Genomic DNA, 14,426 nt, shown 5'->3' with positions numbered 1-14,426 from the left:
GTGGTGCGTGGTGCGTGGTGCCGGGTTGGTGTGGTGCGCGGATGCGCGTGCTAGGCGGGATGGTGGGCCGGCCGGAGCCAGGCGGTGGCGTCGGGCGGGAGCTGCCCGTCGATGAGGTCGGTGCTCGCGAGCAGGAGTTCGCGATGTGCGGGGAGCGCGGCGGGCGCATCTCCGAAGTTCGTGACGCACACGACGTCACCGCGCGAGAAGGCGAGCACCTCGGGCGCGGCATCGAGCCATTGCAGTAGGCCGTCGCCGAGGTCGGGTTCGTTGCGGCGGATGCGGAGGGCTGCACGGTAGAGGGAGAGCATCGACGCGGGGTCGGCCGACTCGGACTCGACCGTGTAGGCGGACCAGTCGAGGGGTTGAGGGAGCCAGGTACGGTGGGTGCCCGCCGGGGGCGCGGTGTCGTCGGGGAGCCGGGTGTGCGGGGCGACGGCAGGCCGATCGGTCGCGGCCTGCGCCTCGGCCTGTGGGGTGCTGAAGCCGAAAGGAGGGTGGGTGCCCGCCCAGGGGAGCGGGACGCGGCATCCGTCACGCCCGGGATCGACGCCTCCCGAGCGTGCGTGCATCGGGTCGTGCAGCAGCTCGCGAGGGATGTTCTCGGCTTCGGGAAGGCCGAGTTCGTCGCCTTGGTAGAGGTAGAGCGATCCGGGGAGGGCAGCCGTGAGCAGGGCGGCCGCTCGCGCCCGGCGGGTACCGAGCGCGAGATCGGTGGGGGTGCCGAAGCGCTTCGTGGAGAAGGCGAAGGCGCTGTCGGCGCGACCGTAGCGGGTGACCGGTCGGGTGACGTCGTGGTTCGACAGCACCCAGGTGGAGGGGGCGCCGACGGGGGCGTGGGCGGCGAGCATGGTGGTGATGGATGCCCGCAGTTCGCCGGCGCTCCAGGCGCGGCTCATGAAGTCGAAGTTGAAGGCGGTGTGCATCTCGTCGGCCCGGAGATATTTGGCGAAGCGTTCCGAGTCGGGGAGCCAGATCTCGCCCACGAGCACGCGGCTGCCCTCGGTGCTCCCTGCGTACTCCTCCGCTACGGCGCGCCAGCCGCGGTAGATGTCGTGCAGTTCGTCGCGGTCGGTGTTCGGATGCTCGCCGGGGCCCGGATTCTCCGGCACCTCGGGGAGCGTCGCGTCTTTCACGAGCAGGGCGGCGGAGTCGATGCGCACGCCGGCCACGCCGCGGTCGAACCAGAAGCGCAGGATGTCTTCGTGCTCGCGGCGGATCTCGGGATGGTCCCAGTTGAGGTCGGGCTGCTCGGGAGAGAACAGGTGCAGATACCACTCGCCCGGGGTGCCGTCGGGGTTCGTGGTGCGGGTCCAGGTGGTGCCGCCGAAGTTCGAGACCCAGTCGGTGGGGGGCAGCTCGCCGCCGGTGCCCCGGCCTTCGCGGAACCAGAATCGCGCACGGGCCGGGCTGCCGGGGGCAGACGCGAGGGCCTCCTGGAACCACGGATGCTCGTGCGAGACATGGTTCGGAACCACGTCGATGATGGTGCGGATGCCGCATTCGAGTGCATCCTGGATCAGCGCCTCCGCCTCCGCCAGGTCGCCGAACGCGGGGTTGATGGCCCGGTAGTCGCTCACGTCGTAGCCGCCGTCGGCGAGCGGTGACGGATACCACGGGGTGAACCAGAGGGCGTCGACGCCCAGGTCTTTCAGGTAGCCGAGCTTGCTGCGCACACCGGCGAGGTCTCCGGTGCCGTCGCCGTCGGCATCCGCGAAGCTGCGCACGTAGACCTCGTAGATGACGGCGCTGCGCCACCAGTCGGCGTCGGTCGCCGCCGTCGTCGCAGCCGCAGGGGGGAGGGTTTGCGTGGTCACGCCCCGAATGTAGCTTCAGGACTAATCGAGCGCAAGAACTCGACAAAAAGCAAGCAACTTACGCATTCTTGCGGTTGCTTGCGCTTCGCGGCGCACTCTGGCCTCGCCGGGGCCCCGGACTTTTCCAAACGGGGTGGCCCCCGCGCCCCTATGTGGTCGGGCTTCGCAGCTCGTTTGGAGAAGTCCGAGGCAAACCGGCCGAATCGGCGATCAGACGCGGGGGCGGGCGGGCCCGGTGGAGCCGCGCACCACGAGCTCGGGCTCGAAGAAGTACTCGTCGGGGTCGGTGGCTGTGCCGTCGATCTGCGCCACGAGCAGGTCGATCACCATCCGCCCCATCACCTCGATCGGCTGGCGCACGGTGGTGAGCGGGGGATCGGTGCTCGTCATCAGCGCCGAGTCGTCGAATCCGATCACCGAGATGTCGCCCGGAACCGAGAGTCCGGCGCGCTTGACCGCACGGATCGCGCCGAGCGCCAGCGGGTCGGATGCGCAGATGATGGCGGTCACTCCGGCTTTCACGAGGCGGGTCGCCGCCGCCTGCCCGGCCTCGAGCGAGTACTGGGAGTGGGCCACGAGTTCGGGCGGGAAGGTGCCGCCGGCGAGCCGGTCGGCCGAGGCGAGCTTGCGGAGCGAGGGCACGTGGTCGGCGGGGCCGAGCACGAGTCCGATCCGTTCGTGGCCGAGCTGGGTGAGGTGCCCCCAGGCCTGTTCGAGCGCGACCGCATCGTCGGTGGAGACGGTGGCGAAGCCGAGCCCCGGAATGGGCGCGTTGGTCACGACGGTCGGCAGTTTCAGGTCGATCAGGCGGCGGTAGTGCTCGTGCGGCGCATCCCTCTGGGTGTACTGGCCGCCGGCGAAGACGACTCCCGAGACGTGCTGCTGCAACAGCAGATCGAGGTAGTCGCTCTCGGAGATGCCGCCCGCGGTGACCGTGCAGAGCACCGGGGTGTACCCGTGCTGGGCGAGTGCGATGCCCACCACTTCGCCGAACGCGGGGAAGATCGGGTTCTGCAGCTCGGGCAGGAAGAGCCCCACGAGCCGCGCCCGCTCGCCCCGCAGCTTGCTCGGTCGCTCGTAGCCGAGCACGTCGAGGGCCGTGAGCACGGCCTGGCGGGTGCTCTCGCTCACCCCGGGCTTCTCGTTGAGCACGCGGCTCACCGTGGCTTCGCTCACGCCCACCTTGCGGGCCACCTCGGCGAGTCGTCGCGACATGCTGCAATCTTACGCAATCCGCGCAATTTCTTGCAGCCTGCTCTCACCCGGGCGGCAGCTCCACCGCCGGAATCTCGCAGCCTTGACCCGTACCCTGGATGGGTGACCACGCCCGACTCCCGCACCTGGCGGCTCCTCGCGCCCAAGAAGCCGCCGCGCCTGCCGCCCAAGGGGGAGCGATGGGGCGGGATGCTGCGGCCTGCGACCCTGATCACGCTGGGCATCGTGGGCGCCATCATCGCTACGGTCTGGATCGGGGTCGCCGTCTCGCGGCCGACCGCGCCCACGACGCTCGAGGGCGTGACGGCCGAGGTCATGACCGAAGTCGACACCGTCACGGGTCTGCTCGGCGACCCGGTCGAGCCGGCGGATGACGCGACCCAGGTCATCCCGTGCCCCGACGGCGGCGCGGGTCAGCAGTACGTCGTCACCCGCACCGAGTCGTTGCCCGCTTCCGTCAATCCGCGCGACGCGATCGACGTGGTGACCGGAGCCTACGAGCAGCGCGAGTGGAAGGTCAGCTCCTCGCCCTTCGGCAGTGAGGGTGGTCGCGAGGCGCTCCTGATCGGCAAGAACCTCGTGCCGATCGAACTCACTCTGGTGCCCGACGGCACGACGCTGCAGGCGACGATCCACAGCGAGTCGCGCTGCACCGCCGCGCCCTGAGTGCCGCCATCCGCGCCCTGAGGTGCGCCGAAACGACGGAGGGCTCGGCGAGAACCGGTCTGTGACTCCGTCGATTCCGTCGGCCGGCCCCGAACTCCGTCGTTTCAGCTCCGTCGTTTCGACGAGCGGCCGGGTCAGTGCACCAGGGCCGCGCGGCTCCAGGTGTCGAAGTCGGTGGTCGCGAGCGTCGCATCCCGGCCCGGCAGCAGGTCGCGTGCGCCGAGGCGGCTGCCGAAGTAGGCGGCGAGCGGATCGGCCGCGACCTCGCGCGGATCGTTCGCGAAGGCGAGGCGCCGCCGCACGAATCCGTCGAGCTGCCCTTCCTCGGGTCCGGCGTTCTCCACGATGCCGCCGACCGGGGCCGCGAGGGCCGCTCGCACGACCGCTGCCGCCACATCATCGGCCGCCATCGGCCGGATGAACGCCTCCGCCACCCGCACCCGGTCGCCGTCGACCGCGGCATCTGCGATGCTGCCGATGAACTCGAAGAACTGGGTGCCGTGCACGATGGTGAAGGCCCGCCCCGACTCGCGGATCAGCCGCTCCTGCGCGTGCTTGGCCCGGAAGTAGCCGCCCTCGGTGGCGGCGAGGCGTTCGGTGCCGACCACCGAGAGCGCCACGTGGTTGGCGACCCCGGCGGCCGCGCCGTAGCTCAGCAGGTTGAGCGTCGAGGTCTCGAAGAAGTCGAGTGCGCCGGCCTCGTCGGTGTAGGAGGAGTTGGAGGTGTCGACGACGGTCTGGGCGCCCTCGAGGGCATCCGCCAGTCCGTCGCCGGTGTAGGAGTTGACGCCGGTGGCACGCGCGGCGGCCACCCCTTCGTGTCCGCCCGCCTGCAGCAGGGCGACGGTCTTGGCGCCGATGAGCCCGGTGCCGCCTACGACGACGATCTTCGACATGATCTGGTCCTTCCGGTCGAGGGCGGCGGCCACTCCGCTGCCGACGCCAGCTACGACCGGGCAGCCCCCTGATCTGTGACCGGACGCGTGATCGGTGACCGGACGCGGTCGATCACCCGCGCGCCGGACGGCGAAGACCCTGGCGAACCCTAGTGACAGGCGGTCAGGGCCGCGGCCGCGCGGTTGAGCGTGGCCGTTCCTCCCAGAACCGAGACCTGGCTGGTGCCCCAGTGCGCCATGGTCTGAAGAGTCGTCGAGGGCACGCAATCGGTGTGCGCGAGCAGCAGGGGAGCATGGTTGACCGCCGCCAGCACCCCGCCGGCCAAGGCGTCGGGGAACGTGAGTCCCGACGCCAGGTAGGTGCGGGTCGCCGTGCTGAAGTAGTGCGCGTTCACCGAGGTCGCGGCTTCGAAGCGGTCGGAGCCGCCCAGCCGGATCGTGTCGGGAACGAGCGCGGTCACGTCGGCTTCGATCCCGGGCGACACGCTCGCCGGCCCGCCGACGATGGTCACGTGCGAGACACCGAGGCTCTCGAGCAGGCTCGCGGTGGCGGCATCCAGGGTGGCCGCGGTGCCCGGCACCAGGATGACCGGGGCGCCGATGGAGGCCGCCGACGAGACGGCCGACAGCGCATCCGGGTAGTTGGCGCCGGTGGCGAGGAAGGCCGTCGATGCGCCGCTCGGGAAGCTGGCCGCCGCGAGCGCGCGTGATGCCGCGTATCGATCGGGCCCCGAGAGCCGAGTGACCCTGTCGGAGTAGAACTTCGCTTCGAAGTGGGCCTGCCACTCGGCGGAGACGGAGTTCTCCCCACCGACGATGACGATGCGGGGGGCTCCGAGCCGGTTGATCTCCCCGTCGACGGAGTCGTCGACGGTCGGTGGCACCAGCAGCAGAGGTCCGCCGGCCGCGGCGGCGATCGGCGCGGCGCTCAGCGCATCGGGGAAGTTCATGCCCGAGGCGATGTAGACGACCGGCACCGGATCGAAATAATACGTCCACTCGCGGTGCGCGGCGATCGACATGGCGATCGCGCCGCGGAAGCGGTCGGGTCCGGAGGTGCGGCTCGAGAGCACGCCGGGAATCGTCGTCGTGTCGGCGAACGTGCCCGTCATGATCAGGTCGATGTCGGCGGCGAACGGGTCGTCGGTGGCGCGGGACACCAGATGGAGGTTCGTGAAGCCGTCGTGGTCGGTGAAGACCGACGTCAGCGGCGGGTCCACGGGCGCGCGTGCCGTCAGCACGAATCCCGCCTCGTTCAGCGAGGTGCTCAGGTGCAGACCGGAGTGTGCGGGGCCACGTGGCTGCGAGATCTGCCCCATTTCGCGCTCGTCGGTGGCCGAGGCGAGCTCGGCCTCGTTGTCGGGGTTCCAGGTCATGCCCGTCGGCGTCTGGATCTTGATCGCGCCTCCGGGAACGACCCAGTCGTCGTTCTCCGGGAGGGTGTACTGCTTGAGCAGCGAGAACTCGCTCGACTCCGCCCGCGCGAGGTCTTTGCTGAACGACGTCGTGCCGTCGGCCGGGACGATCCGCAGAAAACCACCCAGCCCGACGTGGCTGACCTTGGCGAGGGGATCATCGGGATCGGCGGTCTGCTCGTACACCCCGTAACGGAGCTGGGACGTTCCCTCCGGGGTCGCCATCGACGTCAGCGCGCCCGCCGGGATCGGCACCGTGACGGAGTTCGTGGCCGGGTCGATGGTGGCGGGGATGGTCGCGGTGTACTGGTCGCTCGCGAATCCGACGTCGATCGAGTCGAGATCGAAGAGTGTGGTCTGCGCCGGCAGGAGGAGGGTGAACGTCTCCACCGAGCTCGGGATCGCAGGCAGCACGTCGCCTGGGCCCGTGTCGTACGACGCGTCGAGGAAGAAGGTGTCGGGTCGATCGGGCAGCACCACCGTCCCGGTCGACGCCTCGGCCGGACTCGAGCCGAGGGGGCCGAGGGCGCTGATGAGCACCGCCGCGATCGCCGTCGTCGCGATCAATCCGATTCGCCTCGCCGGGACGCGCCCGAAGTACTGGTGCTGCATGGAAGTTCCCCCGGTCGTGTCTGATGCTGGCCAGATCCTATCTCCCGGAGACGGCTTCGCTACAACTGACGATCTGTGTGCGGGCCGGTGCCCGTATCCGACGCCGACTTCAGCTCGTCGACCAGCAGGGTGTCGGCGCGGAAGTGCCCCGAGCGATAGGCCGCCCGCCCCACCATGTGCGCGGAGACGGGCGCGGTGAGGCTCTGGAAGAAGATGATCGCGAGCGCCAGCGTGATCGTGCCGACCGACGGGTTCGTCACCGCGACATCCGCCACGATCGCGATGATTCCGAGGATCTGCGGCTTCGTGGCCGCGTGCAACCGCGAGAGCACGTCAGGAAAACGGAGGAGGCCCACTCCCGCCGCGAAGCACATGACCGCCGCGAGCAGCACGAGCACCGACGTGATCACGTCGCGCAGGTCGAAGTCGAAACCGAGGTCGAGCGGGCCGGTCATGTGTCGTCCCTCGAGGCGAGGAAACGGGCCGCGCTCACCGATCCGACGATGCCGAACAGGGCGAGTCCGAGCAGCACCGGCAGGGTGTCGGTGTGCCGGTTGATCGCCATCTCGGCGCCGATCGCGCACATGGAGGTGGCGACGAGCACGTCGGACGCGATGATCCGGTCGAGCGCCGAGGGGCCCCGGATGATGCGCCAGACCGCCCCGACGGCCCCGGCCGCGAACAGAAGCCCGGCGATGACGACGACGACGATCATGGGGTGCTCCCTTCTGGCGCATCCAGTCGCGCCAGGTCGTCGGACGACCCCGCCGCGAGGATCAGCCGGCGCTCCGTGGCGAGAACCGAGCGCTTCAGCGCGGGCAGGTCGTCGACCGACCGCACGTTGAACGCGTGCAGGTAGAGGATGGCCGCCTCACGGTCGACGTCGATCACGATCGATCCGGGCACGAGCGAAACCGCTTCGGCCGTGAAGGTCATCACGAGGTCGGATCGCGTGCGCAGCGGCACAGCGATGATGGCGTTGCTCGGCCGGTAGTGCGGCTTGATGGCCGACCAGGCGATCTGGAGCGACGCCAGCACGATGTCGGCGAGCAGCCTCAGCACGAAAGCCGCCGCACGCAGGATGTTGAACCGCCCGCTGAGCGCCACCGCCGGCAGGTAGAAGACGATCGACACGAGCAGCGCGAGCAGCAGACCGGTCAGGAGCGAGAGCCAGGTGAACTCGCCCCAGAGCAGCATCCAGAGGAGGACGAGCCCGAGGAAGGGCACCAGGCTGCTGGCGATGCGCGCTCTCACGGGGCACCCCCTGTCAGGCTCCCCGGCACCCCGGCGGGGAACACGGAGTCGACGTAGGTCTCGGGCGTCGCCACGTTTCCGGCCGCCCGCTGGGCGAGGTCGAAGAGCGGCCCGGCGAACACCGTGAGGCAGAGGGTCAGCGCGATAAGCCCCGTGGCCGCGCCCACCATGAGGCGGGAGGTGCCGACCGCGGTGGCGACGCCCGTCGCGGTGCCGTTGGTCGACTCGGGGCTCTCCTGCAGCGATTCGATGAGCGGCGACTCGTAGCCCTCCACGTCTTCCTTCGGCCGCCAGAACGCCATGTTCCACACCCGCATCAGCGCGTAAAGCGTGAGCAGCGAGGTGGCGACGCCGGCCCCGATCAGCACGTACACGAGAGGCGACGGCGATTCAGCGCCCGCCTCGAACAGGCCGATCTTGCCGAGGAAGCCCGAGAACGGCGGGATGCCGCCGAGATTCAACGCTCCGATGAAGAAGAGGATCGCGACATACGGCGCCTTCTTGAGCAGACCTCCGAGCCGCGTGATCGACGTCGACCGCCCCACCCGCTCGATCAGCCCCACCACGAGGAACAAGGCCGTCTGCACCGTGATGTGGTGCACGATGTAGTAGATCGTGGCACCGGTGGCGAGCTCGGTGCCGATCGCGACGCCGAAGATCATGTAGCCGATGTGGCTCACCAGCGTGAACGAGAGCAGCCGCTTCACGTCGGCCTGCGCGAGGGCGCCGAGGATGCCGACGAGCATCGTCAACCCGCCGATGATGAGCAGCGGCACCGTCAGGGGCACGTCGAAGAAGAGCAGCTTGTCGGTGCGGATGATGGCGTACACACCCACCTTCGTCAGCAAGCCGGCGAACACGGCGGTGACGGGTGCGGGCGCGGTGGGATACGAATCCGGCAGCCAGAACGACAGCGGGAACACGGCTGCCTTCACGGCGAATCCGATCAGCAGAGCGGCGCACAGGATCACCTGCACATCGAGCGGGAGCTCCCGGATGCGATCCGAGAGCAACGCCATCGTCACCGTGCCGGTCGCGCCGTAGATGAGCGCGATCGCACCGAGGAACAGCAGCGACGAGACCAGACTCACCACGACGTAGGTGACGCCCGCCCGGATGCGCGACCCGGTTCCGCCGAGCGTCAGCAGCACGTAGCTGGCGGCGAGCAGCATCTCGAACCCGACGTACATGTTGAACAGATCGCCCGCGATGAAGGCGTCGAACAGTCCGCCGGCCAGGATCAGGTAGGTCGGATGGAAGATCGAGACGGGGGTGTCGCGGTCCCGATCCGCGATGCCCTGCCCCACGGCGAACACGAGCACGCCGAGCAGCATCAAGGCCGAGACCACCACCATGATCGCGGCCAGCCGGTCGACCACGAGCACGATGCCGAAGGGCGGGGGCCAGGCGCCGACCTCCACCACCGCGGGCCGGCCGGTGCGATCGACGTAGGCGAGGAGGATGGCGGCCGTCACGGTGACAGCGCTCAGCGCGGTGACACTGATCGCGATCTGCAGGCGCCGGTAGCGACCGAGGATCAGCGTGATCGCCGCTCCGACGAGCGGGATGATGACGAGCAGGGGGACGAGGGCGTTCATCGCATCACGTCCCGGTCGCGCTCGCTGGGGTCAGCGGAATCCGGCGAGCCGCCCGAGCCGCCCGACGCATCCGTGTCGTCGCTGTCGCTGTCGTCGTGGTCGCTGCCGAGCACCGTGCGCACCGCCTCGTCGTCACCCTCCAGGTTGGCGTGGAAGACGAGCGCCGCGTCGGCTTCGGCCGCATCCATCTCCTCTTCGTCGCTCGTGACGTCGTCGCCCTCGTCGCCGAGGTTCGAGAGCCACCAGGAGCGGTAGATGAGAGCCAGGATGAACGCGGTCACGCCGAAGTTGATCACGATGGCTGTGAGCATGAGCACCTGCGGCACGGGGTCGACGATGTCGGCGGGCTGGGTGGCTCCGTCGATGATCGGTGATTCGCCCGAGCGGCCCGACATCAAGAAGATGAGGAGGTTCGTGGCGTTGCCGACGAGCAGGAAGCCGATCAGGATGCGCGTGAGACTGCGTTCGAGCATCACGTAGACCCCGGCGCCGTACATCACGGCCATCAGCACCACGAGGGTGAGGGAGGCGCTCACGAGCCACCACCTGCGCTCGTCGCGCGCCCCGCGACGCGACCGCGGGTTTCGGCCTCGTCGGCCACCACCGCGTGGTCGTCGGGCGCGGCCGCCACGTCGTCTTCGGCCAGCTGCCGGTCGACCTCGCCGCCGAGTGCTCGCAGGATGTCGAGCACCACACCGATCACCACGAGATAGACGCCGATGTCGAAAATGGTGGAGGTGCCGAAGGAGATGTGCCCGAGGATCGGCACGTCGGCCTCGAAATACGCCGACTGCAGGATCTCGCCGCCGAAGAACAGCGACCCCACCGCCGTGCCCGTCGCGAGCAGCATTCCGGCGCCGAGGATGACGCCCGGGCCGATCGGGAGGGTCTCGCCGATCTCGTAGCGCCCGCCCGCGAGATACCGCGCGATCAACGCCAGCCCGGCCAGGATGCCCGCGGCGAAGCCTCCGCCCGGGGCGTTGTGCCCCGCGAAGAGCAAGAAGATCGACACCACGATGGCGGGATGGAAGATGAGCCGCACGAGCACCTCGAGGATGAGCGACCGGTTCTCGGGCGAGAGCGTCTTGCCGCCCAGCAGCCACGAGTGCTGACGGGAATCCGGGTCGTCGGTCTCGGTCGAGGTGTGCGGGTCGTCGACCAGCCGGGTGCGCTGCCCGCCGCTGCGGCGCTTCCGCGACTCGCGAAGGCGCGGCACGGTGAAGTTGCGGCCGGTGACGAAGATGAGGCTGGCGACACCGGTGGCGACGACGACGAGCACCGAGAGCTCATTCATGGTGTCCCAGGCGCGGATGTCGACCAGCATCACGTTCACCACGTTCTTGCCGTGTCCGACGTCGACCGCGAGACGCGCGAGCTCTTCGCCGAGGCCGGGTGCCTGCCGGGCGCCGAGCGCGATCAGGCCAACGAGCCCCATGGTCACGCCGACGAGTGTGCCGATCAGGATGCGCCAGCCTTTTCGTACCGGGGTGTTGTGCTGCGCGATCTTCACCGGCAACCGCCGCAGCACCAGCACGAACACCACGATCGTGACGCTCTCGACGAGGGCCTGGGTGAGTGCGAGATCCGGAGCCCCGTGGAAGGCGAAGAGCACCACCAGGCCGAAGCCGGTCGCACCCACCAGCAGCACGGCGGCGAGTCGGTGCGAGGCACGGGCCGCCATCACCGCGGCGACCGCCATCGCGGCGGCCACGAACACCTGGGCCGGGTAGTCCCACGCCACGAACTCGGTCGGCCAGGTGCGGTTCAACGCCGTCGCGGCGCCGAGACACAGCACGAAGACGAGGAGGATCGTGCCGATGTACTGCGGCAGACCGCCCCTCTGAGCCGTCAGTGTGACCCGGGCGGCGAGTTGGTCGACTCCGCGCAGGATCGACCAGTAGCTGCGAGAGGCGTCGATGAGGGGCGGGACCTTCTTCTGCAGCTTTGCCACCGGCTTGCGGAGGGCGAAAAGCGCCAGGCCTGCCGCGATGATGAGGGCCGAAATGCCGAGGGCGGGCTCGAGGCCGTGCCAGAGGGCTAGGTGGTAGTCGCCGCCGCCGGGGACGGTGTCGGCGTAGGTCTCCAGGGCGTGGCCGATGGGGGCGGCTGCGAAGCCGCCGGCGATGGTGGCGAAGGTGAGGATGATGGGGGCGATCAGGATGAGCTGGTCTGGCTTGTGGGTCGTTGGCTCCGGCTGCAGCTTCTGGGGGGTTGGCTCCGGCTGCAGCTTCTGGGGGCTCTGCCCGTGAACGCCCACCACACCGGAGCCCCCAGAAGCTGCAGCCGGAGCCGGTTTTGAGGCGAAAGCGCCCCAGAAGAACCGGGCGCTGTAGGCGACCGTGAGGATCGAGCCCAGACTGACGCCGGTGAGGGCTACCCAGCCCCAAGGGGTGTCGGCCTCGAGAAAGGCGGTGAGGACTGCCTCCTTCGCTACGAACCCCAGGAGTGGGGGGATGCCCGCCATGCTGGCCACCGCGATGAGCGCTACCGCCGCGAGCAAGGGTCTGCGGCGGCCGAGGCCTGAGATCTCTCGGAGGTCTCGGGTGCCCTCGTCGTGATCGACGATGCCGACCACGAGGAAGAGCGTGGCCTTGAAGAGGGCGTGGGCCAGGAGGAGGGCAGCTCCGGCCAGGGCGGCATCTCTGGTGCCGAAGCCCACGACGACGGTCAGGAAGCCGAGCTGGCTCACGGTGCCGTAGGCGAGCAGCAGCTTGAGGTCGTTCTGGCGGAGGGAGCGCCAGGCGCCGAGGAGCATGGTCCAGACGCCGAGGCTCACGAGAAGCGGTGTCCACCCCGGGGTGTCGGCGAAACCGGGGGCGAGGCGGGCGATCAGGTAGATGCCCGCCTTCACCATGGCCGCCGCGTGCAGGTAGGCGCTCACCGGTGTGGGTGCGGCCATGGCGGCCGGCAGCCAGAAGTGGAAGGGCACGAGCGCCGACTTCGAGAGAGCACCGACCAGGATGAGGATGATCGAGGTGGTGACGAGCGCGCTCCCGGGCGGCGGGTCGCTGACGAGCCGCGCGATCGAGCTGGTGCCGGCATCCACCGTCAGCAGCACCACGCCGACGAGCATGGCGAGGCCGCCGAAGGTGGTGACCAGCAGCGCCTGCAGTGCTGCGCCACGGCTCTCCTTGCGGTCGGTGTAGTGACCGATGAGGAGGTAGGAGAGCACGCTGGTGATCTCCCAGAACATGAACATGATGTAGATGTCGTCGGCGGTGACGAGACCGTACATCGTGCCGGCGAAAGCGAGCAGCAGGGCGGCGAAGCGGCCGAGGGCAGGTTCGCGGGGCGAGAAGTAGCGAGCGCAGTAGATCAGCACGAGGGCGCCGACACCGGTCACCACGAGCGCGAGCAGCCAGGCGAGCGTGTCGACGCGGAACGACAGCGCGATGCCGAGCTGCGGAATCCACTCCACCGTCTCGGTCGTCGCCCCGCCCGCCAGAACCGTGCCGGTCTGCGTGAGCGTGAACACGAAAGCCGCCGCCGGAAGGGCCGCGATGAGGTAGAACACCCGGGTCGAGAGCAGCCTCGTCAGCAACGGAGTGAGCGCTGCAAGCCCTGCGAACAACAGCAGGACCAGGATCACGCGGATCTCCTCGTGTCGGGGAGAGGGGCAGGCCCCCAGTCTACCGGGGGTCGGTCAGAAGCGCCGCGGCAGCGGTCATGCCGGGGCGCCCGCGGGCCGTCCAGACGGCCGAAATGCGCATCTCGATCGACGGAGTTTCGCGCGAATTTGCGCGAACGACGGAGTCTCAGTCCGCTGACAGGCAGAGAGCCCGTCGTTTCGGGCGGCCCAGAGCCAGGCGCCGACGACCGTACCCTTGAGGGGTGGCTGACGACACCCCCTTCCTCGATGTGGCCGGGCTCGACCCGCTGAGCGAACGCGTGTACCTCGACCTGCTCACGCAGGGTCGCTCGAACGCCGCGCACGTGTCGGAGAAGTTCGATCTCGGGCTGCCGGCGGCATCCGCGATGCTCGAAGACCTGCGCGAGCTCGGCCTGGCGTCACGCCTGGAGGGCGCGGAGCGCGACTACACGCCGGTGGACCCGGGCTACTCGCTGCGCGCCATCGCCGACCGGATGGGCGATCAGGTGCTGCGCATCCGCGAATCGCTGCCGAAGCTGGTCGAACTGTTCGAGCGGGTGCCGCCGACCGGGATCGATCAGACCCAGACCACGGTGCTGGCCGACGCGGATGCGGTGGCCGCGTGGTACACCCGCCTGCAGCACCAGGCGCGCACCGAGTTCCTCGCCTTCGACCGGCCGCCCTATGTGTCGGCCTCGCTCGATCCCGTCGAGGCCACCGCCCTCGGTCGCGGCGTCGAGTGGCGCGCCATCTACACGATCGAGAGCTTCGACGACGGCACGACCTGGGACGAGGTGGCCGACCTCGCCGCGCAGGGGGAGCAAGCCCGCATCGCCCCCGACCTGCCGACCAAGCTCGCCATCGTCGATCGCCGCACGGCGCTCGTCTCGCTCACGCTGGAACCGGGGCGCATCTCCGCTCTCGTCACCTCCTCGCAGCCACTCGTCGATTCGCTGCGCCAGCTCTTCGAGTTCCACTGGGCGAGGTCGCTGCCGCTCGGTGACGCCCTGGCGCAGCTGGAGAACGGATCGGCGCCCGCGGAAGGGGCGGTGAAAGGCGCGGGCCGCATCCGTTCCGCCACGGCGGAGGAGCGCACCCTGCTGTCGCTGATGGCCGTCGGCATGAAAGACGACGCGGTCGCCCGGCAGTTGCAGATCTCGCCGCGCACGCTCCGTCGTCGCAGCCAGGAGTTGATGGCCGAGCTCGAGGCGAGCACACGATTCCAGGCCGGCCTCGAAGCTGCCCGGCGGGGCTGGCTGTAGCGCTGCGTTTCCGCCGTGTAACGATCGCGTTTCCGCACCTGGCCACTTGCGGCAGATGGCCTAGCTAGGCCAACACGGCCTCGACGCCGTTGCCCACAATAG

Annotated in this window: 12 protein-coding genes; 2 read left to right on the top strand and 10 right to left on the bottom strand. The window is 69.5% G+C overall.

The genetic code is table 11. The features are described from left to right. Positions 1–50: 50 nt before the first annotated feature. Positions 51–1,817 carry a glycoside hydrolase family 13 protein gene (locus tag N1027_RS03700; protein ID WP_259505337.1) on the bottom strand — a complete coding sequence of 589 codons (1,767 nt, stop codon included), beginning with the start codon at positions 1,815–1,817 and terminating at the stop codon, positions 51–53. Between the two features lie 210 nt (positions 1,818–2,027). Beyond that, positions 2,028–3,032 (bottom strand): LacI family DNA-binding transcriptional regulator, encoded by a 1,005-nt coding sequence (locus N1027_RS03695; protein ID WP_259505336.1) that lies wholly within the window; start codon positions 3,030–3,032, stop codon positions 2,028–2,030. Positions 3,033–3,134: 102 nt separating this feature from the next. Between N1027_RS03695 and N1027_RS03690 the strand changes: the two genes are divergently transcribed. Beyond that, positions 3,135–3,698 (top strand): hypothetical protein, encoded by a 564-nt coding sequence (locus N1027_RS03690; protein ID WP_259505335.1) that lies wholly within the window; start codon positions 3,135–3,137, stop codon positions 3,696–3,698. A gap of 134 nt (positions 3,699–3,832) precedes the next feature. Here the strand turns inward: N1027_RS03690 and N1027_RS03685 are convergent, their stop codons facing one another. The 8 genes from N1027_RS03685 to N1027_RS03650 form a co-directional block, all read right to left on the bottom strand. Further along, entirely contained in the window at positions 3,833–4,594 is a 762-nt protein-coding gene (locus N1027_RS03685) for an SDR family oxidoreductase (RefSeq protein WP_259505334.1), read from the bottom strand. Between the two features lie 149 nt (positions 4,595–4,743). Next, entirely contained in the window at positions 4,744–6,576 is a 1,833-nt protein-coding gene (locus N1027_RS03680; protein ID WP_259505333.1) for a cell wall-binding repeat-containing protein, read from the bottom strand. 104 nt (positions 6,577–6,680) lie between these two features. After that, positions 6,681–7,076: a monovalent cation/H(+) antiporter subunit G gene (gene mnhG / locus N1027_RS03675; RefSeq protein WP_259505332.1), complete on the bottom strand. Its 396-nt coding sequence runs from the start codon at positions 7,074–7,076 to the stop codon at positions 6,681–6,683. Beyond that, positions 7,073–7,336, bottom strand: coding sequence for an MrpF/PhaF family protein (locus tag N1027_RS03670; RefSeq protein WP_259505331.1), 264 nt, complete (start codon positions 7,334–7,336; stop codon positions 7,073–7,075). The genes mnhG and N1027_RS03670 overlap by 4 nt, the downstream gene beginning before the upstream one ends. After that, positions 7,333–7,875, bottom strand: coding sequence for a Na+/H+ antiporter subunit E (locus N1027_RS03665; RefSeq protein WP_259505329.1), 543 nt, complete (start codon positions 7,873–7,875; stop codon positions 7,333–7,335). Before N1027_RS03665 ends, N1027_RS03670 begins: the two co-directional genes overlap by 4 nt. Beyond that, a complete protein-coding gene (locus tag N1027_RS03660; protein ID WP_259505325.1) occupies positions 7,872–9,473 on the bottom strand; it encodes a Na+/H+ antiporter subunit D in 1,602 nt (533 codons plus the stop codon). The genes N1027_RS03665 and N1027_RS03660 overlap by 4 nt, the downstream gene beginning before the upstream one ends. Further along, positions 9,470–10,009, bottom strand: coding sequence for a sodium:proton antiporter (locus N1027_RS03655; protein ID WP_259505323.1), 540 nt, complete (start codon positions 10,007–10,009; stop codon positions 9,470–9,472). The genes N1027_RS03660 and N1027_RS03655 overlap by 4 nt, the downstream gene beginning before the upstream one ends. Continuing rightward, on the bottom strand, positions 10,006–13,062 hold the full coding sequence (locus tag N1027_RS03650) for a Na+/H+ antiporter subunit A (protein ID WP_259505322.1): 3,057 nt from the start codon (positions 13,060–13,062) through the stop codon (positions 10,006–10,008). The genes N1027_RS03655 and N1027_RS03650 overlap by 4 nt, the downstream gene beginning before the upstream one ends. A gap of 242 nt (positions 13,063–13,304) precedes the next feature. Here N1027_RS03650 and N1027_RS03645 point away from each other — a divergent pair, with 242 nt between their 5' ends. Further along, positions 13,305–14,324: a helix-turn-helix domain-containing protein gene (locus N1027_RS03645; RefSeq protein WP_259505320.1), complete on the top strand. Its 1,020-nt coding sequence runs from the start codon at positions 13,305–13,307 to the stop codon at positions 14,322–14,324. Positions 14,325–14,426: the final 102 nt, after the last annotated feature.

Source organism: Herbiconiux aconitum, from assembly GCF_024979235.1.
Taxonomy (GTDB): Bacteria; Actinomycetota; Actinomycetes; order Actinomycetales; family Microbacteriaceae; genus Herbiconiux; species Herbiconiux aconitum.
The sequence above is the reverse complement of the archived record's forward strand: the minus strand, read 5'-3'. Positions and strand labels throughout refer to the sequence as shown.